Annotated in this window: 17 protein-coding genes; 8 read left to right on the top strand and 9 right to left on the bottom strand. The window is 42.8% G+C overall.

From position 1 onward, the window contains the following. Positions 1-37: 37 nt before the first annotated feature. Both H6G32_RS13350 and rimI read right to left on the bottom strand, forming a co-directional pair. Positions 38-2,509, bottom strand: coding sequence for an ATP-dependent Clp protease ATP-binding subunit (locus H6G32_RS13350; RefSeq protein ID WP_190458952.1), 2,472 nt, complete (start codon positions 2,507-2,509; stop codon positions 38-40). Between the two features lie 413 nt (positions 2,510-2,922). Continuing rightward, entirely contained in the window at positions 2,923-3,471 is a 549-nt protein-coding gene (rimI, locus tag H6G32_RS13345) for a ribosomal protein S18-alanine N-acetyltransferase (protein WP_190458950.1), read from the bottom strand. Between the two features lie 475 nt (positions 3,472-3,946). Between rimI and lysA the strand changes: the two genes are divergently transcribed. From lysA to H6G32_RS13330, 3 genes are all read left to right on the top strand, one after another. Further along, entirely contained in the window at positions 3,947-5,341 is a 1,395-nt protein-coding gene (gene lysA, locus H6G32_RS13340; RefSeq protein WP_190458948.1) for a diaminopimelate decarboxylase, read from the top strand. A 203-nt stretch (positions 5,342-5,544) separates the two neighbouring features. Then, positions 5,545-6,468: a diadenylate cyclase CdaA gene (gene cdaA, locus H6G32_RS13335; protein ID WP_190458945.1), complete on the top strand. Its 924-nt coding sequence runs from the start codon at positions 5,545-5,547 to the stop codon at positions 6,466-6,468. Beyond that, the gene (locus H6G32_RS13330; protein ID WP_190458943.1) at positions 6,465-7,214 is read left to right on the top strand and encodes an isoprenyl transferase; all 750 of its coding nucleotides are present in this window, start codon (positions 6,465-6,467) and stop codon (positions 7,212-7,214) included. Before cdaA ends, H6G32_RS13330 begins: the two co-directional genes overlap by 4 nt. Positions 7,215-7,377: 163 nt before the next feature. Here H6G32_RS13330 and H6G32_RS13325 read toward each other — a convergent pair whose 3' ends face one another. Continuing rightward, entirely contained in the window at positions 7,378-7,650 is a 273-nt protein-coding gene (locus H6G32_RS13325) for a DUF3143 domain-containing protein (protein WP_190458941.1), read from the bottom strand. 57 nt (positions 7,651-7,707) lie between these two features. Further along, positions 7,708-8,253 carry a J domain-containing protein gene (locus H6G32_RS13320; protein WP_190458938.1) on the bottom strand — a complete coding sequence of 182 codons (546 nt, stop codon included), beginning with the start codon at positions 8,251-8,253 and terminating at the stop codon, positions 7,708-7,710. A 105-nt stretch (positions 8,254-8,358) separates the two neighbouring features. Here H6G32_RS13320 and H6G32_RS13315 point away from each other — a divergent pair, with 105 nt between their 5' ends. After that, positions 8,359-8,703: a type II toxin-antitoxin system Phd/YefM family antitoxin gene (locus tag H6G32_RS13315; protein ID WP_190458936.1), complete on the top strand. Its 345-nt coding sequence runs from the start codon at positions 8,359-8,361 to the stop codon at positions 8,701-8,703. A gap of 11 nt (positions 8,704-8,714) precedes the next feature. Then, positions 8,715-8,867, top strand: a complete 153-nt coding sequence (locus H6G32_RS13310) for a type II toxin-antitoxin system RelE/ParE family toxin (RefSeq protein ID WP_190458933.1) — start codon at positions 8,715-8,717, stop codon at positions 8,865-8,867. Between the two features lie 36 nt (positions 8,868-8,903). Here H6G32_RS13310 and H6G32_RS13305 read toward each other — a convergent pair whose 3' ends face one another. The 4 genes from H6G32_RS13305 to dnaK all read right to left on the bottom strand — a co-directional run bounded on the left by H6G32_RS13305 (position 8,904) and on the right by dnaK (position 17,012). Beyond that, the gene (locus H6G32_RS13305; protein WP_190458931.1) at positions 8,904-10,070 is read right to left on the bottom strand and encodes an RNA-guided endonuclease InsQ/TnpB family protein; all 1,167 of its coding nucleotides are present in this window, start codon (positions 10,068-10,070) and stop codon (positions 8,904-8,906) included. Between the two features lie 103 nt (positions 10,071-10,173). Next, positions 10,174-13,764, bottom strand: a complete 3,591-nt coding sequence (locus tag H6G32_RS13300) for a CHAT domain-containing protein (RefSeq protein WP_190458929.1) — start codon at positions 13,762-13,764, stop codon at positions 10,174-10,176. A gap of 77 nt (positions 13,765-13,841) precedes the next feature. Further along, positions 13,842-14,831, bottom strand: a complete 990-nt coding sequence (locus H6G32_RS13295) for a DnaJ C-terminal domain-containing protein (RefSeq protein WP_190458926.1) — start codon at positions 14,829-14,831, stop codon at positions 13,842-13,844. A 129-nt stretch (positions 14,832-14,960) separates the two neighbouring features. Continuing rightward, positions 14,961-17,012: a molecular chaperone DnaK gene (dnaK, locus tag H6G32_RS13290; RefSeq protein ID WP_190458924.1), complete on the bottom strand. Its 2,052-nt coding sequence runs from the start codon at positions 17,010-17,012 to the stop codon at positions 14,961-14,963. A gap of 319 nt (positions 17,013-17,331) precedes the next feature. On the opposite strand from dnaK, the gene H6G32_RS13285 reads away from it, so the two are divergent. The 3 genes from H6G32_RS13285 to H6G32_RS13275 all read left to right on the top strand — a co-directional run bounded on the left by H6G32_RS13285 (position 17,332) and on the right by H6G32_RS13275 (position 20,882). Beyond that, a complete protein-coding gene (locus H6G32_RS13285; RefSeq protein ID WP_190458922.1) occupies positions 17,332-18,180 on the top strand; it encodes a M28 family peptidase in 849 nt (282 codons plus the stop codon). 159 nt (positions 18,181-18,339) lie between these two features. Continuing rightward, the gene (locus tag H6G32_RS13280) at positions 18,340-19,830 is read left to right on the top strand and encodes a site-specific DNA-methyltransferase (protein ID WP_190458920.1); all 1,491 of its coding nucleotides are present in this window, start codon (positions 18,340-18,342) and stop codon (positions 19,828-19,830) included. Between the two features lie 5 nt (positions 19,831-19,835). After that, complete coding sequence (locus H6G32_RS13275) at positions 19,836-20,882, top strand: XcyI family restriction endonuclease (protein WP_190458918.1); 1,047 nt, start codon at positions 19,836-19,838, stop codon at positions 20,880-20,882. A gap of 19 nt (positions 20,883-20,901) precedes the next feature. On the opposite strand, the gene H6G32_RS13270 is transcribed toward H6G32_RS13275, so the two are convergent. Continuing rightward, positions 20,902-21,807 carry a bestrophin family protein gene (locus H6G32_RS13270; protein ID WP_190458916.1) on the bottom strand — a complete coding sequence of 302 codons (906 nt, stop codon included), beginning with the start codon at positions 21,805-21,807 and terminating at the stop codon, positions 20,902-20,904. Between the last annotated feature and the right edge of the window lie 114 nt (positions 21,808-21,921).

Genomic DNA, 21,921 nt, shown 5'->3' with positions numbered 1-21,921 from the left:
TTTTAAAGTTGAGACTTGATTAATCCCAAATTCCTAACTACGACTCAACACCTTGAGGCAACAATTCACGACGCTTTTCAGAAGATACGCGGACAGTGCCGGTTTCATCGACATCAACAGTAGCGACATCGCCATCCTTGATGCGTCCTGACAGAATTTCTTCCGCCAAGCTATCTTCTAACAAGCGCATAATTGCCCGCCGTAAAGGTCTGGCGCCATAACTGGGGCTGTAACCTTCATCGATGAGGCGGTCTTTGAAGCGGTCGGTGACTTCTAAGGTGATACCCTTTTCAGTGAGACGACCAAACACTTCTTTGAGCATGATTTCAGCAATTTGTGTAACTTCAGGCTTGCTCAACTGACGGAAGACGATAATTTCATCTAGTCGGTTGAGGAATTCAGGACGGAAGTATTGCTTGAGTTCTTCGTTGACTAAAGAGCGAATGCGGTTGTAGGCTGATTCGGTGACATCGTCAGCGAACTCGAAACCGATGCCGCTGCCGCCTTTTTCAATTACTTTAGAACCAATATTGGAAGTTAAAATCAGCAAGGTGTTTTTAAAGTCCACCGTGCGTCCTTTAGCATCGGTTAACCGACCATCTTCCAAGATTTGCAACAGCATATTGAATACATCGGGGTGCGCTTTTTCGATTTCGTCGAATAGCACCACGGTGTAAGGACGCCGCCGCACGGCTTCGGTCAGCTGACCACCTTCGTTGTAACCTACATAGCCAGGAGGTGAACCAATCAGCTTGCTGACGGTGTGACGCTCCATATATTCCGACATATCCAAGCGAATCATGGCTTCTTCAGAACCGAAGAAGTATGAGGCTAGGGATTTCGCCAATTCGGTTTTACCTACGCCGGTGGGCCCGGAGAAGACAAAGCTGGCGATTGGTCGATTGGGGTTTTTCAAACCGACACGCGCGCGACGAATTGCCCGTGAAACTGCCTTCACTGCATCGTCTTGACCGATGAGCCGCTGGTGCAAGGTGTCTTCCATGTGCAGCAGCTTTTCGGATTCGGATTCGGTGAGTTTGTTGACCGGTACGCCTGTCCAGGAAGCAACAATGTGAGCAATGTCTTCTTCGGTGACGACTGGTTCTAAACCGTCACCACCTGTGGCATTGGTCTTGCTTTGGGCGATCGCCCGAATCTCGGCTTTAATTTCCATTTCGCGATCGCGCAATTCCCCAGCTCGGTCGAAGTCTTGGGAGCGCACTGCATCATCTTTTTCTTTTAAGATTTGCCGCAGTTCTTTGTCTAACTCTTTGGCTGCTGGTGGCAGTTGGGAGTTAATCAAGCGCACCCGCGAACCAGCTTCATCAACTAAGTCGATGGCTTTATCTGGGAGATAGCGATCGCTAATATAACGGTCAGACAACTTCGCCGCTGCCTCCAATGCTTCATCGGAGATTTTCAGCTTGTGGTGTTGCTCGTAGCGTTCGCGCAGTCCAAATAAGATTTCAATGGTTTCAGCCACTGACGGCTCACCCACCATGACTGGTTGGAAACGACGTTCCAAAGCTGCATCCCGCTCAATGTGCTTGCGGTATTCATCTAGGGTTGTCGCGCCGATGCACTGCAACTCACCCCTTGCCAAAGCTGGCTTGAGGATATTTGCCGCATCAATGGCCCCTTCAGCTGCACCTGCACCAATTAGGGTGTGTACTTCGTCAATCACCAGAATGACATTACCCGCAGAGCGGATTTCATCCATGATTTTTTTCAGACGTTCTTCAAATTCACCCCGGTACTTGGTTCCAGCTACCAGCAAGCCGATATCTAGTGTCACCACGCGCTTATCTTCCAGGATGTCGGGGACATCTTTATTGGCAATACGTGACGCTAAACCTTCAGCGATCGCCGTTTTACCAACCCCTGGTTCACCAATCAGCACTGGATTATTTTTAGTCCGGCGGCCCAAAATCTGAATCACTCGCTCAATTTCCTTGGCGCGTCCCACCACAGGATCGAGTTTGTTATCCACCGCCATTTGGGTCAGGTTAGAGCCAAATTCATCCAAAGTCGGGGTTTTTGTGCGACCGGATGGGCCCCCTGGTGAAACTTCAGCAGTTTCTCCCAACATACGAATTACTTGGGTTCTGACCTTGGATAGATCCACACCGAGGTTTTCTAGCACCCTGGCTGCTACACCTTCACCTTCGCGGATTAGGCCCAACAGCAGATGCTCGGTGCCAATGTAGTTATGCCCCAGTTGGCGTGCTTCTTCCAAGGATAGTTCTAGAACTCGCTTTGCCCGTGGCGTAAACGGAATTTCCACGGCCACAAAGCCAGAACCTCGACCTATAATTTTTTCAACTTCAATTCGGGCATCTTTGAGATTGACGCCCATCGATTTCAGCACCTTGGCGGCTACTCCAGTGCCTTCACCAATCAGACCCAAGAGGATCTGTTCAGTTCCGACAAAGTTGTGACCTAAACGGCGGGCCTCTTCTTGGGCCAGCATGATTACCTTAATGGCTTTTTCTGTGAAGCGTTCAAACATGGCATTTTTCCCATCACCTGCGTCGTGCCGGTATGCTGATTTTAGCACAGGCAAAGAGTTTGGATGCCTGTATAAAGATTATAGACATCCAAAACCTATCACTCAGGTTGATGGGTTAATTGCTAACTATTTATTACTTTTTTTCTGGCTAGTGTACTGAGGAGCTTGATTTTTCCAGCCTTTTTGGCATTGATGACAAATAATAGACCGCCAGGGTTAAGAATTTGTTTATTCAATTCCAAACAACGATAGATATCATATATAGCCCGTCATTGTCAAGAAATTACTATAACATATAGTATTTGTTTATAAAAAGTTAAATATAATTAAAATATTCTGATGTAAAAAGGCGCAGAAAAATTGCCTTTTTTTGGGATTAAGGAGATTAATTGTCAGTTGTTTTTTACCAGGGATTAATTAAGCAACTGCCAAGAGGATGGGCTGAGGCGATCGCTAACTATGGTATGCCAGGTTGCCAAAGTTGCTGAAAATTCTGGCTGTTGTAAATCTGAACGCCAAAAAATCAGGGCATCTTCATCGTTATCTTGGTAGTAACGTCGTCGTCGCCCAGCTATTTTCAAGCCAAATTTTTCATACAAAGAGATTGCCCCCTCGTTGGTGGCTCTGACTTCGAGGGTAGCTCGTTCCAAACCGCGATCGCTAGCTGTTTTCAGAAGAGAATATAGTAAAACTTGTCCCAAACCTTGACGGTGATATTGGGGATGAACCGCCAAAATTGTAATGTGCGCCTCTTCTAAAATTGACCAAAAGCAACCCATTCCCAACAGCCTGGAGCCAGTAAGAGGAGAAAATAAACCAAGAAAATGACTGTTAGGACTCTCCAACTCCCTTTGGTAGCCGGACAGAGACCACAAACCGCCAAAACAGGCTAGATCCAGTTCTAGCAATGCACTCAAATGCTCTATTGTCAAAGATTGAATTGTTAAATCTAATAAAATCACAGTTATACCAATTCAAAATTCAAAATTCAAAATTAAGAAAGCTTGATTTGATAGGGTTTCCGGGCTTGTATCTGTCGCATTCTTTTTTTTAATTGGTGTTACTTTCAACTTCTAGAAAATTAGCCGGCACTGAGGCTGGTTAACAAGCGTTTCAAGCAGGAAATGAAAGGCAGTTGCTCCCCTTGAAGGAAGCTGGCGTATATCTTGTACAATAAAAAGAGCAAATCGAGTAAAAACAACCGTGGTTGCCTTAATGGGTGGTGAGTCCGGTAAAACTCCGGCGCCGGGGGAAATTAGCAGTAAAACTGCTAAGACCCAACGACTGGTAAGTAATAGCCGTCACGAATAGCAATTTCCAGTTTGGCATGACACGGACTCGGAAAAATACCACATTCACGGATGAGTCCCCGGAATTATCTTCCGGGGAAAAGTTTATCACGACTGTAATTTTAACAAGGACAAATTTTATTTAGTTATGGTATCGACTTACCCCACTGGGGTTCAAAATTCTGGTAGTCAGTATCTACCCCAAAGGCGCGACACCAAGGCAGCTGTTTCGCCTAATCAAGAACTTCTACCCTTAACAGCCAGGGTTAATCATGGCTTGTTAGAAATTGGTGGGTGTGATGTCACAACCCTAGTTCAGCAATTTGGTACACCTTTGTATATTTTAGACGAAGAGACCCTACGTTCTGCTTGCCAGCAATACCGGGATACTTTCCAGAAATACTATCAAGGTGAATCTCAAGTATTGTATGCTTCAAAAGCATGGAATTGTTTAGCAGTTTGTGCGATCGTCGCCTCAGAAGGTTTAGGAGTAGATGTAGTTTCTGGGGGTGAACTTTACACCGCCCTGAATGCGGGTGTTAGTCCGAAAAAACTTTACCTGCACGGGAATAATAAATCGATTGAAGAGCTAGTTTTAGCCATTGACTCTGGTTGTACCATTGTCGTTGATAACTGGCATGAATTACGTACCTTGGTAGGCTTGGCGGATAACTCTCCAGGAATTCGCATCATGTTGCGGCTGACTCCTGGTATTGAGTGTCATACCCACGAATATATTCGTACAGGACATCTAGATAGTAAATTTGGCTTTGATCCCAACAATTTGGATGAGGTGTTTGCCTTTGTTAGCAAACAACCAAGCTTAAACTGTGTAGGGTTACACGCTCACATTGGTTCCCAAATTTTTGAACGTCAACCCCATAGAGATTTAGCCGCTGTGATGGTGCAGTGGTTGCGGGATGCGGCAAAGTATGATTTAACAGTGACAGAATTAAACGTTGGGGGTGGTTTAGGGATTAAGTATACAGAATCAGATGATCCCCCCAGCATAGAAGAGTGGTCAAAGGCGATTTGTGAAATAGTTCAAGAAGCTTGTGCAGCTGAAAATCTGCCTTTACCAAAGTTACTATGTGAACCAGGGCGATCGCTAATTGCCACAGCCTGCGTTACTGCCTACACTATCGGTTCTGCCAAAACTATTCCCGAAATTCGTACCTACCTAGCCATTGATGGGGGAATGTCAGATAACCCGCGCCCAATTACCTACCAATCAGTTTATCGAGCAGTAGTTGCCAATAAAATGTCTGAACCCCTAACGGAAACAGTCACACTAGCTGGTAAACATTGTGAATCAGGGGATATTTTAATTAAAAATGCCCAACTGCCAAAAACCCAACCAGGAGATATTCTCGTCGTTATGGGAACTGGTGCGTACAATTACAGTATGGCATCTAACTATAACCGCCTGCCCCGACCTGCAGCTGTTTTAGTGGCGAACGGCGAAGCAAATTTAATTTTGCAACGTGAAACTTATCAAGACCTGATTCGACAAGATTGCCTACCAGAAAGACTTAAAAAATAGTCATTAGTCCCTGGTCATTAGCGAGCCTGTGTGCAGAACCGTCTTGTTTCCTCTATGAGCAACTGGCGTGCCACAGCGCGAGAGCTACGCTAACGCCGTCAGGCCTGCGGTCGGCACCACCCAGAGGGTCATTAGCTAAGAACCAAGGACTAATAACTAATGACCAATGACTAATGACTAATGACTATTAGAATCCAGATGTCATGAGAGATTGGTGGAAGCAATGGCTGATAAACCTGGGATGGTCACAGTCCTTGCTGCTTGGGACTCTGGATATTGTGTTAGTGCTGGCGCTAACGTACATGATCCTAGTGATCATTAGTGAGCGACGAACACTGTGGATGGTGCGGGGATTTATAGTCTTGATGCTTGCTTCAGCGCTAAGTGGCAGATTGGGGCTACCCCTACTAAATTTTGTCTTGGAAAAGTTAGTGATTGGCTGCGCTGTAGCAATGGCGGTGGCACTTCAGTCAGAGTTTCGTCGGTTTTTGGAACAATTGGGACGTGGTGAATTTCGGCACTTGTTTCAATCATCCAGTCTGGCAGTCCCTAAGTCTGATAGTGTGATTGATGAAATTATTGATGCAGTTAAAGAACTGTCGAAAAATCGGATTGGCGCTTTGCTAATTTTGGAAACGACAGGCCCAATTGATGAGCGAGATTTTTCTGTGCCAGGGGTCAAGCTGAATGCGGAGGTTTCAAAGGAACTGATACAGACAATTTTTCAGCCGAAAACTTTGTTACATGATGGGGCGACGTTGATTCGTGGCTCGCGGATCGTGGCATCGGGTATAATTTTACCACTTTCGGGACGCACAGCCTCGCGCCAGTTGGGAACACGCCACCGGGCGGCGATGGGAATTACTGAGCGGGTCGAAAATTGCATTTGTGTCGTTGTATCAGAAGAAACGGGTTCTATTTCCTTGGCGGAACGGGGAACCCTATACAGACCACTGACGATTAGGAAGCTGAAAGAGTCTTTAGAAACTCGATTGTCGCCAACTGTAGATCGGGAAGCTGTAGCACCTGGTCTGTTAAGTTTGTTTCGTCAGATTGGTGGTAAGGCACGAACACTAGTTTCACGTTTACTCAGATTCCCATCGACCGCTTCTCGAAATAAAAAATGACAACTCAACAAACTGAACTGCAAGATTTGCCCTCTGACTTGAAACCAGAACTACTGCCTAAGCATGTTGCAGTGATTATGGATGGCAATGGTCGGTGGGCTAAACGTCAAGGTTTACCGCGGATTATGGGTCATAAACGGGGAGTAGATGCCCTGAAGGATCTGCTCCGTTGTTGTAAGGATTGGGGAGTTCAGGCACTGACTGCCTATGCTTTTTCTACGGAAAACTGGAAAAGACCCCAGGAAGAAGTGGATTTTTTGATGAGTTTGTTCCAGAGAGTTTTACGCCAAGAACTCCGGGAAATGGTCGAGGAGAATGTTCAAATTCAGTTTGTGGGAAATTTGCAGGCGCTGCCGCGATCGCTTCAAGAAGAAATTTCCCGTTCCATGGCAGAAACTAGAAATAATCGTGCTATCCGGTTTACAGTAGCCACAAATTATGGTGGACGGCAGGAGATTTTACAAGCTTGTCGGGCGATCGCTGAAAAAGTCCAGCAAGGTCTACTAAAACCTGATGAAATTTCCGAAGAAGTGTTTGAACGCCACCTCTACACAGCGGGAATTACTGACCCAGATTTGTTAATTCGTACCAGTGGGGAAATGCGCCTCTCGAATTTTCTCCTCTGGCAAATGGCTTATGGGGAAATTTATATTACCGATACGCTCTGGCCAGATTTTGACCGCGCTGAATTCCATCGTGCTTTATGTGCTTACCAGCAACGGGAACGGCGGTTTGGGAAAATTTAAGGGATTGGTAATTGGTAATTGGTAATTGGTAATTGGTAATTGGTAGTTGGTAATTGGTAATTGGTAGTTGGTAATTGGTAATTGGTAATTGGTAGTTGGTAATTGGTAATTGGTAATTGGTAATTAGGGATTCGGGAAGGGTGATTAACTTCTATTACCCCATTTATGGACCAGAAAAGACTGCTTGTTCTATATCATCTCGACTGAGAGAATATTTAAACGATCGCTGAATATCTTGCCCATTGTCTCCAGCTTGGATATATCGCACTGTGACTTGCTCAGTATCAAGCCAGAGTTCGGCTTTCCAATTGGGTCGCAGCAGATGCCAGCAATGCAGTTCGGACTCATCTTGTTGACAGCCTTGGTTTTTAAGCCACTGTTCAATTTGTGGTAAGGGATGGCTATATAGGGGGGTTTCTGAGGGTAGTAGGGGCATTGGGGATTGGGGATTAGGGATTGGGGATTGGGTAATTTTTAATTTAAAAATTTTAGTTTACAGAGGGACACTTAGAGTTAATAAATGGGAAATTTGTTGTGGTGCGGTGGTGATTGTTGGTAGCAGTTGCCCTTGAAAAGCGGATTCACCACGAGTTAAGCCGATGGCGATCGCTAAAAGCACACAACCCAAAAAGGTCAACAATAGCATAAACAGAGCAAAAATCTCACCCGCGGACAAAGGGCGATCGCTAGGGTCGAGGTAAGCTGACTTCGACCAGTTATAAGGATGGGAAACAGGATGGTTCAAATCCGAGGGTGCTTGAATCACCCCAAAACGCGAATAGCCAATTTTTAAATCATAGCTTAACCGCCGTTCTGGGTTACTCAAAGTAGCGTAAGCCTCGTTGATTTGCTGAAATTTAGCGGTAGCAACAGTAGCAGGTAATTCTGTAGTATCAGGGTGATAGCGTTTACTCAGTTCCCGATAAGCACGGCGAATATCGATTACCGATGCCGAGGGATGCAGTCCTAGCAAGGAGTAATAAGTTGGTTCGCTACCTTGTCCCCTTACCCCGTTCTGATTCACGGCTGTTTGAGTCACCTTGCTTAAAGATATCTTTTTTATTTTAAATCTTTTGTGAATCGGGGAAGCCATAGAAGTTCAAGTATCTGATAAAATATTTTATAAAGCATTAGATTAGATGCGATGCACATTAAAATTAACCTGGAAAATATTCAAACTCTCACCGACTTCAAGCGCAACGCCAAGGAATACGTAGATCGCATCAAGTCAACAAAGTCTCCCCTTGTACTAACTGTTAACGGCAAAGCTGAGGTTGTAGTGCAAGATGCCCAAGCATTCCAACAGATGATAGATCAACTCCAGCACCTTGAGGAAGAACTGCAAAAACTCAAGCTAGAAGCCTTACGCAATGAAATCAACCTTGGTATTCAGCAACTTGAAAGCGGTCAATATACTGAATACAATGAAGAGTCACTTTCGGCTTTTTTTGCAGATATTAAAACACGGGGACTGCAAAAATTGACTTAGAATGATGTTGTATGAGCCAATTTCGGATTTCTACTCAAGCAGCACAAGATATTGAGAATATCTGGAACTATATCGCGCAAAATAACTTAAAAGCTGCTGATAATCTTTTCGATAATCAAATCCTCATCATCATCCTGTTCATCCTCAAATCCAGAAAATCCTGATTCAGACAATTTCCGATCCAAAAATGCTAACAATTGCTAACAATTGTCGGCTTTTTCTTCCTGTTTGCACCTGGAAGTGTCGGCACTATCCAATCCACAGGCTAACACGACTAATCTAGCCGCATAGGAACTTAAATTAATAGCAGCGTTTAAATCTCTATCGCACTCAAAACCGCAGTGTTCACATTGGAATACTCTTTGAGACAGTGACAGAGATATTTTTTTCTCACCACAACTAGAGCAAGTTTTGCTACTGGGATAGAATCTATCTACAACTACTAACTTACTGCCATATAGTTGAGTCTTGTATTCTAGCTGTCTACGAAACTCATAAAAACCCATATCAGCGATAGCTTTAGCTAATTTACCGTTGGCTAACATTCCTGATACATTCAAATCTTCGATCCCAATAAAAGCGTGGTTTTTGCTAATATAGGTAGTAACTTTGTGTAATGTATCTTTACGGACGTTAGTTATTTTTTGGTGTAGTCTCGCTATTTTTATCTGCGCTTTTCTATAATTACTTGAACCGATTTTTTTATGGCGATTCAAGTACTGCATTCTTGCTAGTTTATTTTCAGACTTTTTATAACTCTTGGCTCCATCAAATACTTCTCCTGTTGATAATGTGGCTAAATGATTTATTCCTAAGTCAATGCCGACAAACTCTTGTTGTTTAGGCGTTTGACTAGTCTCTACCTCTAGTTTCCAAGAAATGAACCAGCTATCAGCTTGTTTACTAATTGTCACTGATTTAGGTTGATATCCTTTTGGTAAAAGTTCATAGGTTTTTACCCATCCAATCACAGGAACTTTTACTTTTCTCTCGTCAATGTGAATCGCACCATCCAGAGTAAAAGAATCATGTTTACCCTTTTTCTTAAAATTAGGAAACCCTTTGCTTTTCTTAAAAAAAGATTTAAAGGCATCTGCTAGATGTTTCAATGCGTACTGAGGAGCGCATTTAGATACTTCGTAATACCATGAATGGGTAGATTTGACTGATGCTACTAACCATTTATGTAAGTCTATGGCTGTGGGAAATTTGATTTTCTCGTCTGGGTTGGTACGATTATGTATTAGTAACTGTTGACATAATGCTAACCCTTGATTCCAAGCGTGTCTTGCTACTCCTGCGTGTTGTGCCAGTAGTAGACGCTGCTGTTTGCTTACCTTCAGTTCTGTCTTGAATCCTAGTAGCATGATTGTATTTTACATAAAAATGCTAACTTGATCTTAATTTGATGAATTTGGTGGCAAATTAAATGTGAGCAATTGGTAGTAATTGTTAGCTTTTCGCTAACTGTTAATTAACCCCAGGATTAAACAGCCACCCATCCCCAATAATTGCCTCTAGCTGCTGATTGAGACGCGGGCGAAAGTCTTGAGGATCACTCAACTGTTTCTCCGCAAACCAAACATCAATGGCTTCCGGGTTTTCAATCCCTTGAGCCGCAGCAGCACCTGATAAAAGCTTCAAAAGTTTCAAACTCCGATCTTTCAATTCCTCTAACTGCGGATGTCCATCCCCTCGCAGCCGACAGAAAAACACCGCCGTTTCACCCAGCAAACCTTGCATTTCATCACCTTGGGGTAGTTTATAGTACATGGCTACCAGGGTATTGACAGTATCATGCAAAGGTACTTCAATCCGCAGACACAACCACACAGCTTGGGCAAGGTAGATGATACCGTTGGTTTCCGCACTTAAACCTAAGTTTGTCAAAACCCGCCGCAAATCCAAGTAAGCGCGGACTTGTGCGAATAATTGGGCGGCTTGTAGGTTGAGTTCTAACTGTTCGGTTTTATTTCCCCTTTGCCCTTCCCAATAAGCCATACTTGCCAATGTAGCGGCTTTCCCTTGGACATCGTTGATACTTTCGTGAATCTTCAAACATTGCTGGAAAAGAGGGAATGCCCCGGCTATATCTCTCTGTCTGGCTTGTAAATTTGCCATTTGGCGCAGTGTAGCGGCTTTGGTTTTGACATCGTTGATACTGTCGGTAATCTCCAAAGATTGCTGGAAAAGAGGGAATGCCCCGGCTATGTCTCCCTGTGTGGCTTTTAAATTTGCCATTTCGTGCAGTGTAGCGGCTTCTCCTTGGACATCATTGATGCTTTCCTTAATATCCCGAGATTGCTGGAAAAGAGCCCAAGCCCCAACGATGTCTCCCTGTGTGGCTTTTAAAATTGCCACGTTGTGGAGGATGGAGGCTTTAACTTTTAAATCATCCTCTGGGCAAAGTTTTAAAGCTTGTTGAAAATGACTCAAGGCTAACTCAAGCAAAGCTAAAATTACTTCCGCCCTGGCAATGGTTTCCAATATCCGGTAATCTTCCCCTAGCTGGAGAATTTCTTGGCATAGTTCCCACGCTTCCCGAACTCGGCTACGATTCACCCAACGAGTTGCGATCGCATTTCCCACCGTAACCGCAATTTCTTGTTCTTGTGCCCGCACTGCTAACCTGACAATTTCCAGCCCTTGTCTTAAATTACAATTATCTGATTCTTCCCACCAAGTTTGATAAATCGTTCTAGTTGCTGCTTGGTGTGTTGTTTGCCATTCGGCTTCAGTTAATAGGGGTTGCAGTAGGGGTGCTAAAATTGTCGTCACCCGATACTCAACATTTTGCCCGGCATATACCGTCGCTGATTCCACCAAACTCAGACTTATGAGTTTAGGGAGGAGACCTAACCCCCCAACCCCCTTCCCTACGAGGGAAGGGGGAGAATTCAAAGCCTCTCTCCTTGTAGGAGAGAGGTTTGGAGAGAAGTTCCCCACATCGAGGGAAGGGGGAGAATTCAAAGCCTCTCTCCTCGCAGGAGAGAGGTTTGGAGAGAGGTTTTCAATAATTTTTCCCTGCACCGGCAAGTGAAACACACTCAACCTAGCCAGAAACTTTTTTTCCTCTTCTTTCAACCCACTCAACAAAGTTTCTGCCAGAATATTTTCTCGAAACTTTAACTCTGTATTCTCCAACTTAGTCAACAACTCATCTGCTGCTAAACCTGGTTGTTGCAATACCTCTACCAACCACTTTAATAAGCGGGGGTTCCCAGATGCAATCTTGGAAATTCTCTGTGTTCTGGCTTGTAGCTGAATTTGTCTATCCCAGCCGCGATAAATTTTCTCAATATCGGTTTCACCCATCCCCGCTAAAGTTTCCAAATGTAATCTATGGGGTGGTAATGTCTCTGGTTGGAGATAGCGACAGGTGACAATTAACCGACTTTCGGCTTGATTTTCTGCCAAAGCTGCACACACAGCCTCTAAAACTCGGTAAGCATCTGTCGTCATCCGCAAGCTACCATCTGCAATGTTGGATTCGGGAATATTCTGCTCAAAGTCATCCAAAACCAACAATAAAGGCTGATCTAATTCGTCTTCAATGTGTTCAAAAAAGTTTTGTAACCGCCCTTTCAAAGAAGGAACATTTGGATCATTTAACAACGCGGGTACACCAGCAAATCTTTCATACTTACTCGCCAGTTTACCAATTAACTTGATTTCATCCACTGGTCCAATTAATACCACCCGCTGAAAATTATCCCGTTGGGACTGTACCCGCGTACACAACCGCGCTGCTAAGGAACTTTTACCTAAACCGCCCATTCCCGCAATAAATACCCCAATTTCGTCGCTAGTTTGCCGTAAAGCCTTTAACCCGCGCTGCAAGGCACGTCTGCGCCCGACAAATTCCACCCGACTGGCAACTTTGATGATGTTATTTTCATCTAAAAATTCGTTTTCAGGTGGGTTAAATTTCAGTTTCTCCCGCTTTTTGGTGTTCAGTGGAGTTACCAATTTTTCAATTAAGCGTGTATCCCGATAAATCCGTAATAAATGCCAGTCGCTGCATTTTTGGGCAATCATCTCCATTTGTGCGGCTTTGACTGCTGCCTCTACGGTTTCCCCGGTCGCTAAAGCTTGATAAAGTGTCTGTGCGGCAATAATACCCGTGCTATCAAAAACGGGACGCGCCCAGCCCAAAACCACAGCCGCCCCGGCTTTTACCAATGCCTCAGCCATTGAGGGAACTGTACCTTGATTGGCAATTTGTCCGGTGTGACAGCCAGAAAGAAATACTACTCTGGGGAATCTGTTTTTAAAGGCTTTTGCTAAATCATCAACGGTTGTAAATACCATATCTCCCAGTTCATCTTCTGTGATGAAACAGGGGGTATAGTCTGCAATTTGCTTACCTGGGGGCAAATAACCGCTATAGGCTGCTTTTGTATAAATTACGCCATGCCCCATTAAATGGAATACGTCAAAATAATTTTCAGCGTAGGAGTTGACTAAATTACCTAATTCTGCAACTGAACCGCTTTCTTCCACAACTAAGTTTAAGTCATTACGCCGGTCTTTTGTCGCTTGGAGAATATTTGTTTCTTCTTTTTCAAATTGTAATAAGGCAATACCTGGATGTTCTGGGGAAGTTGCCATAAATAACAGCCGCAGTGGGCGATTTTGCTCACCCAAAATACTGCTATTCTCTTGTTTGACTTTCCTTACTGGTAAAATATACAGTAAAAATTCTGTGTCATTATGTAATAATTCCCAAGGTAAATGCGCTAAACCCAAGGCTACAGGCTTTGTTTCTGGGTTTAAACCCTGTGCTTCACTGGTTTTAATTAAATCTAAATATATTCTTCTATCTGTGCTTTCACTTAATGCCCGACGTAACCATCCTTCTTTCCCATCTAACCAGGAATATAGTTTGCATCCAATTTCTCGCAATAGTCCTATATCATCGTCTTCTTGGGAATAGTAATTTTCTTCACACTGATTAATGAGATTAGCTAATTCATGAATATCTAAACGGCGTGTACCATAATCGCAACGCAGTTCAAAGGTTTGGTTTTGGCTGGGGGAAAAGGTGAAGGTAAAAGGCATGGCAAGAGTACACAAGTGCCTAAGTAGTAACTATAGTTACCTTCACTATAATATTGTTTGATTCCGTGAACGGGTAATTAAAGTAAATCAGCGCGGGGTTTAAAGGTTTCAATTTCCCGAATTTTTTCGTAAAGTTCCCGTTCTTCAGGACTAATATTTTTAGGTGTAACTATCTGAACTTCCACCAATTGGTCGCCACGTTTACCGTTTTCGCTGGGGTAGCCTTTATTGGAAAGACGGAATCTTTGACCAGACCTGACACCTGGGGGAATTGTCATTTTCACTGGGCCATCGAGAGTTGGTGCTTCTACCTGTCCCCCTAAAGTTGCTTCACTGGGAGTTACAGGCACCTGACAAAAGATATTTGCCCCTTCTAGCTTAAACAAAGAATGAGGCTCGACTGTAATTTTTAAGTACAAATCGCCGCCACCAATGCCTTGATTTCGCAGCCGGATAGTTTGACCTGTTACCATAGCTGGGGGCATAGTCACTTCTAGCGATCGCCCATCTTCCAAACGAATGCGCTCATTACCACCTTGATAAGCTTTTTCTAGTGGTAAAGTCAATCTGGCTTCGATATCTCGACGGGTAGCGCGGGGTGGGGTATTAACTGTGTATTCAACTTTTGAAGTTCTGGGGGCGCGAAATGGATCGGTAGTAGTGGTACTTCCTGTATTTCTAGTATCTTTGCGACTGCTAACACCAATTACTTGATTAATAAAGCTCTCAAAATCGGAAAACTGGCTAGGATCTACGTCATTACCATTACGACCGTTAGGGCGATTTTCCCAATCTTTAGACTTTGGTGTTTTGTTACCCGCAAAGCCTTTTTGTTTCCAGTAGCGGCTAAATTGGTCATAATGGGCCCGTTTGGCTGGGTCAGAGAGGATTTCGTAAGCCTCGCCGATCACCTTAAATTTTTCCTCTGCTTCTTTATTTCCTGGATTGAGATCGGGGTGATATTGCCTTGCTAACCGCCGATAAACCTTTTTAATTTCCTCACTAGAGGCATCTTTAGAAATTCCCAAAATCTCATAGTAATCGCGAAAATTCTGCAAATTTTGCATAGTTAGTTATTTAAATTTAGATTTTAGATGTTAGATTTTGGTAATGGGTACTGTCATTTTTGGCTTTGGGATTTTAGATTCAAGATATTCAATCCAAAATCTAAAATCCTGGCATTGAATTGGCGACTACTACAACCAATCGTCGTCATCATCCCAGTTATCTTGGTAGCTGGGACGGGGTTTGCGTGCCGGACGGCTGTCATAGGAGGAGGAACGACTGTCCCGGCCATAGTCCTTATTACCATAATCCTTGCTGTAGGAATCCCGTTCCCGATATGTATCTCTTGATAGATCCCGCTCCCGTTCTTTGTCACCAGTAAAGATTTCCCGGATAGTTCCAAACAAATCTTCTTCTTCATCCTCAGCATAATACTCGCGGACTTCCCGGTTTAGCTCATACAGAGCATCTTGCAGGTCAGCATAAGCTTGGTCAATGCCGCGATCGTCATTTTGCTGTAAACTTTCACGCAGTTCCCGACAAATATTGTCAATTCGTTGGCGGCGGCTACGGGCAAACTGCATCCCCATTTCCAGCGCCACTTCTCTGAGTTGTCGTTCTGCTTGTAAAATCATCGCCTCAGCACGAGTGCGCTTTTCTACTCGTTCTTTCCGTTCCCGGTCAACGTCGGCATATTTCTGGGCGTCTTGAATCATCCGATTTACTTCCGACTCACTCAAGGTAGAAGCCCCTTGAATGGTGATCGTCTGCTCTCGTCCTGTGGTGCGGTCTAGGGCTGTAACCTGTAAAATTCCATTGGCATCGATATCATAAGATACTTGGACTTGGGGGATGCCCCGTGGTGCTGGGGGAATGCCATACAGCTTGAAACGTCCCAATGACTTGTTATTTGCCGCCATTTCCCGTTCGCCTTGGACTACGTGGATTTCCACTGTATTTTGGTTATTTTCTGATGTGGAAAAGATATCAGAGCGGCGTACTGGTATGGTTGTGTTACGGGGAATGAGTTTTTTCATCACGCCGCCGATGGTTTCCAATCCCAAAGATAGGGGAGTGACATCCAAAAGCAGCACATCCTTGAGTTCACCGGCGAGAATGCCTGCCTGAATGGCTGCACCCACGGCTACCACTTCATCGGGGTTGACGTTTTCGTTGGGTTCGGTGCCAATCAAGTCGCGCACTAGTTGCTTCACCATTGGCATGCGGGTGGAACCACCAACTAGGACAACTTCTTCAATATCTACAGGTGAAAGACCGGCATCTTTCAGTGCCCTTTTGACTGGAGTCCGTAAACGCCCTACCAAGTCACCGCACAAGCCCTCAAACTGCGATCGCGTCAGGCGAGTTTCTAAATGCTTGGGGCCATCTTCTGTGGCGGTGATGAAAGGTAAGTTAATATCAGTGACGCTGACAGCAGAAAGTTCTATTTTGGCTTTTTCTGCTGCTTCCATGAGACGTTGCAAAGCTTGGCGATCGCGTCTTAAGTCTACAGCTTCCGCCTCTAAAAATTGCTCTGCCAACCAATCTACTATTTTTTTATCAAAATCATTACCACCAAGTTGCGTATCTCCACTAGTGGCTTTGACTTCAAACACCCCATCACCAACCTCTAGAATCGACACATCAAAAGTGCCACCGCCCAAATCAAAGACTAAAATTGTTTCCGTATCACCCCGATCCAAACCATAAGCCAAAGATGCCGCAGTGGGTTCATTGAGAATCCGCAACACCTCCAACCCAGCAATTCTTCCTGCATCCCGCGTTGCTTGCCGCTGGGAATCATTAAAATAAGCAGGAACAGTAATCACTGCCCCCGTCACTGGTACACCCAAGTAGCGACTGGCATCGTCAGCCAATTTCTTGAGAACCATAGCCGAAATTTCTTCAGGGGCGAATTCCTTATTGAGACGGGGACAGGCAACTCTAATATTCCCCACTTCATCTTTGCGGATAGTGTAGGGTACACGCTTAGAATCTGGACTAAGTTCGCCATACTTCCGCCCAATAAAGCGTTTGACTGAAAAAAAAGTATTTTGGGGATTGAGGACGGTTTGCCGTCGTGCCATTTGCCCAACCACCCTTTCACCTTCTTTGCTGAAGCCAACGACGGAGGGGGTTGTTCGCATTCCTTCTGCATTGGCGATCACCACCGGCTTGCCACCCTCCATCACGGCGACTACTGAGTTGGTTGTACCCAAGTCGATGCCGACTACCTTGCCCATGCGTTACTCTTCTCCTAGCGTGTCTTATATATTTATGAACATTGGGCGAAACTACCTCTAGCTTTGTGCTAAATGATTAAACCCCCTCAATGGTATAATACTCATCATCAAGGCCAGAAGGGTGGGAATAGAAGCTTGAGGAGCTACTTGCAAGTCTAGGATAACATTGACAATGGTTGAGTGTGCCGAAGTAGCCGCAAATCTTGTAGTCCAGGAGCTTGATTCACAAGATATGATCAATGAAAAATTCAGATTTATAACAGCTGCTTTGCCCTTTCCCCCGTCCTGAAAAATATGATATTGCCAATAGTTTAAACATTTGAATTTAAAAGAGCGATTACAAACTCATCTGAGTGCGATCGCGCGAGAACGCGATCCTTACATGGCGACAGCCGGACACTTTTTTGTCCAAGAATACATTCGCCAACAACTTGTCCAATGGGGAAGTGTGGAAATCCACACCTTTCAAGTTAGGGGCAAAACCTGCAAAAATCTCATTTTAAATTTACCTTCCCAAGCTAGAGGACAAAAGCGGGATTTACCACCTATTTTAATTGGTGCTCACTATGATGGCGTACCCGGAACCCCAGCAGCTGATGATAATGCCACAGGTGTAGCAGTTTTGTTGGAGTTTGCCAAAAAATTTGCAGCCGTTCCAGCCAGATATCCCCTGCGACTAGTTGCCTTTGACATGGAAGAATACGGCTTACTGGGTAGCGCTGATTATGTAAACCTCTTGCGTCAACAACAGCAACCCCTACGCTTAATGATGTCTTTAGAAATGTTGGGCTATTGCGATACTACTCCTGGCTCTCAAAGTTACCCACCTTTTTTAGAACGCTTTTATCCAAATCGTGGCGATTTTATTGCTTTAATTGGGAATTGGCGGACATTGGGTGACTTAATTGGCCTAAGTCGGAATATTCGCAAAGCTGGTGTACCTAGTCAGTGGCTACCAGCACCCAATAAAGGTTTAATAGTTCCCCACACCAGGCTCAGTGATCATGCACCTTTTTGGGATGCGGGTTATCCAGCAATTATGGTGACAGATACAGCTTTCCTGCGAAATCCACATTATCACAAACCTAGCGACACCATTGCCACCTTGAATTTAGATTTTCTCACTGGTGTATGCGAGGGGTTAGAAATTGGCATTAGAAGTTTGTGAATATCAGTTATTTTTCAGCATTCAAAAATCAGCTAACTTTTAGCCGATAGTTTATTAGAGTATATATTTTGTGTGTACGATGTTTATTTGATCCAGCTTTCCGATATTTGTAGTTTAACGAAAGACAACTATATTTTTAATAAACTTTAAATTGATTTGATGAAAAATAATCAAGAATGTTCGGATTTAACATTAAACCAACCTGTATCAGTCATTTTGTCTTTAAACCAAAGAACTAATCTTTACCAAAAATTTAAATCAAGGATTGTTCATAACCCTTATTTGGATAGAACTTTGGTGAGCTTTCAGGGTAATAAACAAGTTCCCTTTTTCTGGTTTAAGTATAGAGAAGGATTTTCAGAACGTCTAGTTACCTATCTTCTTCAAACATTAAAACCACAGCCAGGTATCCTACTAGATCCATTTTCAGGAGTTGGTTCATCTTTATTTACTGCAAGTACATTGGGGTGGCAAACTACTGGAATTGAACTTTTACCTGTCGGCATTTTTGCAACACAAGCTCGAATAATAGCTCAGAAAATAAATATTGAATCATTAAATATTGTCATTTCTGAATTAAAAAAAATAAACTTCCAAAACTATTATGACAAAAGTTTCGCATTTAGTCATTTAGCAATAACCCGTGGAGCATTTTCTTCAATAAATGAAGAACAACTAGTTGGTTACATATCTTATTGCCATAATTTTGTTGCTAATCAAGACATACGAACCCTACTCATATACAGTGTGTTTTGTATTCTTGAAGATATTAGTTATACCAGAAAAGATGGACAATATCTACGCTGGGATGTTCGTTCTGGTCGTTCAAAAGGGAAAAATGAATTTAATAAGGGAGAAGTTTTATCTTTTGAAGATGCAATTTACCGCAAGCTAAAACAGATTACATCAGATTTCAATATCAGCCCTATTCAACTAGATTTATTTGGTGAGCAACTAAAATTGCAGTTAACCGATCAAAAATCCAGTCTTGTTAAGAATTTAGAGCCTAAAATACACGAAGGTTCTTGCTTAGACATTCTTCCAACTCTTCCAGAAAATAGTATTGATTGTGTTATTACATCTCCACCCTATGTTAACAGATATGATTACACTCGCACCTATGCCCTTGAACTTGCCTTTTTGGGATGCAGTGAAGAAAAAGTAAAGCATTTACGTCAACAAATGCTTTCATGTACTGTCGAGAACCGTGAGAAGAGGAATTATTTACAGGATTATTATACTAATAGAGGAAGATATCAAGATTTTTTGAGAATAGATTCAACTTTTAAAGAACAGGCTGCTTTACAAGAAGTCTTAACTATATTAGACAATTATAAAAAAGAAGGCAAATTGAATAATAAAAATATTGCCAGAATGGTACATAATTACTTTTATGAAATTTGCTTTGTTATCTATGAATTAGCTCGTATTGTCAAATCTGGCGGCATAATCGCAATGGTAAATGACAACGTTAGATATGCTGGAGAGGAAATTCCTGTAGACCTAATTTTATCTGATATAGCAGAGTCTTTTGGACTGAAAACGCGATATATTTGGACATTAGGGAGAGGAAAAGGCAATAGCAGCCAGCAAATGGGAGATCATGGTCGAACAGAATTACGTAAATGCGTGTATATTTGGGAAAAGTAACCGCTATGACATTAGAGGAAATAAATCCCTTAACTGAGGCGCATCGCCTAAACTATCGGTTACGTTCAACCTTCTTTTATCGCAAACTTAAAGAATATAAAACTCTGTCTTTTAGAGCGAGAATAGATGCATTATTACCAGTCAAGCATTTATACAGTTGGGAAAGTTGGGTAAATTGGGGTATTGGGGAAGAAGCATTCACCTATATCAATGAGCATCCTAGCTTGCAACTAATTCAGGTATTTTGCCACCCCAGGTTAATTCGAGAACACTCTTCATTAATAGCTTACTATCGTAATATTGCAGCACTTTCTCAGAAAGCTGTTAAGTATTTAGTAGCAGTAGACGTAAAGAATATTGAAACTGATGAAGAAAATAAATATTCTCTAGCAGAAGACAAAGCCTTAGTGCTGTCTCGACTTTGTAATGAACATATATCGCTCATTATTGATAGTGCTATAGAAAATTTGACTGAGGAAGAAATATATGGAATCCTACTAGCATCAACAGGAACACAAATTGACGGTTCATGGCGTAATGCTATTGGGGAAGAAGCAGAAAAAGTTGTGCAGCGACTTCTGATTAAAGAGGCAAAAGAACGCAATATTATTGCTGCCTTTATCCCACGTAAAGGTATGGTAATTGAAGTATACAACCCTGATAGAATTGAGGAAAAACTAGGAAATATAGAAAGTTATCGGGGTCTAATGTTGTCGAATCATACCTCTATACTTTTTTCTAGTGAGCCAGATATTTCACTTTTGAACAATGAGGGTACAACAGTTGGTGTAATTGAGGTTAAAGGAGGAACTGATCCTGCTGGCGCACTAGAACGTTATGGCGCTGCTAAAAAATCCTTTGAAGAAGCTTTTCGTAAGAACCCAGAGGTTAAATCCATACTCATTGCTAGTTGTATTACTACTGAAGTAAATATTCGGATTCACAATGATCCAATAATATCTGCCTATTTCAACTTGACAGAAGTACTGAGCAAAGATTTAGAAAAATATGAGCAATTTGTTCAAGAAGTATTTTCAATTCTAGAAAAATAAATGGTTGTGGATACTTTACTCATATTTTTTTTGTATATGATTGCACGCTGGGAGTAAGGCTGATTAAATCGTTGAGATTGCGCTTCGCAGTGTTGCAGATTGTATCTAGGGGTAAATCGTTGACATCGTAACCAAAGGGGTTTTCTATTTCTAGTCCGATGGCTTCAATACCAAATAAGGTAAAACTAACTAAAGCAACAATTAAACCTGTCCACCAACCGAGACTCTCCACCATTTGAAATGGTAGCAGCAAGCAATACAGTAATAGCAATTGCTTAAGATGAATAGCGTAGGCTAGAGGTATAGGTGTTTTTAATATCCGTTCGCAAGCGCCTAAATTATCCACCAGATTATTCAATAATTCTTGCATGGATGTTAACTGGTAGCTATTTAGGCAATTACGGTTATATTGTTGCTGTAAATAATCTCCAATCCAGAAAGCAACTTCTAGGGGAGGATTATTCATCAATTTTAGCTTGATATACTTAGAATGTGATATTAATTCTTCTATCTCACTATCTACAGGTTCTCCCCGTAAATGTAATTTAGTTGCCACGGCAAAAGCTATTAATAAGTTCAATGCAGCAATTTTATTGTATTTATCTTCTGGAGAAATTTCATCGACAGATACCCAAATTTGCCGTGCCAGATTTCGGACATTATTTACTATAGAACCCCAGCATTTTCGACCTTCCCAAAAGCGTTCATAAGCTGTATTTGTGCGAAAAACAAGTAATAAACCTAAAACAATACTAGGGATAACGCTGCCTAAAATAGGTTGAGAAACTGGGAATTTTAAATGGTACATTATAGAAATAAAAAAGCCAAAAAGCCCACCCCATAAAACTCGTTTATAAATTGCCGAGACTACTGAGCCTCTAAGCTGAAAAGCCTGTTTAAACCATTGTAATTTTATGTTTGTCATGCTGTTTTGCCAAAGGAGTATTTGGTAACCCGATATGGTGTAGACCTGATAATTTTAAAATGATAACTCTAATTGATTCAGTCAGGCTGGATTTGTAGCAGTCAACATAACGCA

The organism is Cylindrospermum sp. FACHB-282 (assembly GCF_014697195.1).
GTDB lineage: Bacteria > Cyanobacteriota > Cyanobacteriia > Cyanobacteriales > Nostocaceae > Cylindrospermum.
This window is presented reverse-complemented; position numbering and strand designations above follow the sequence as displayed.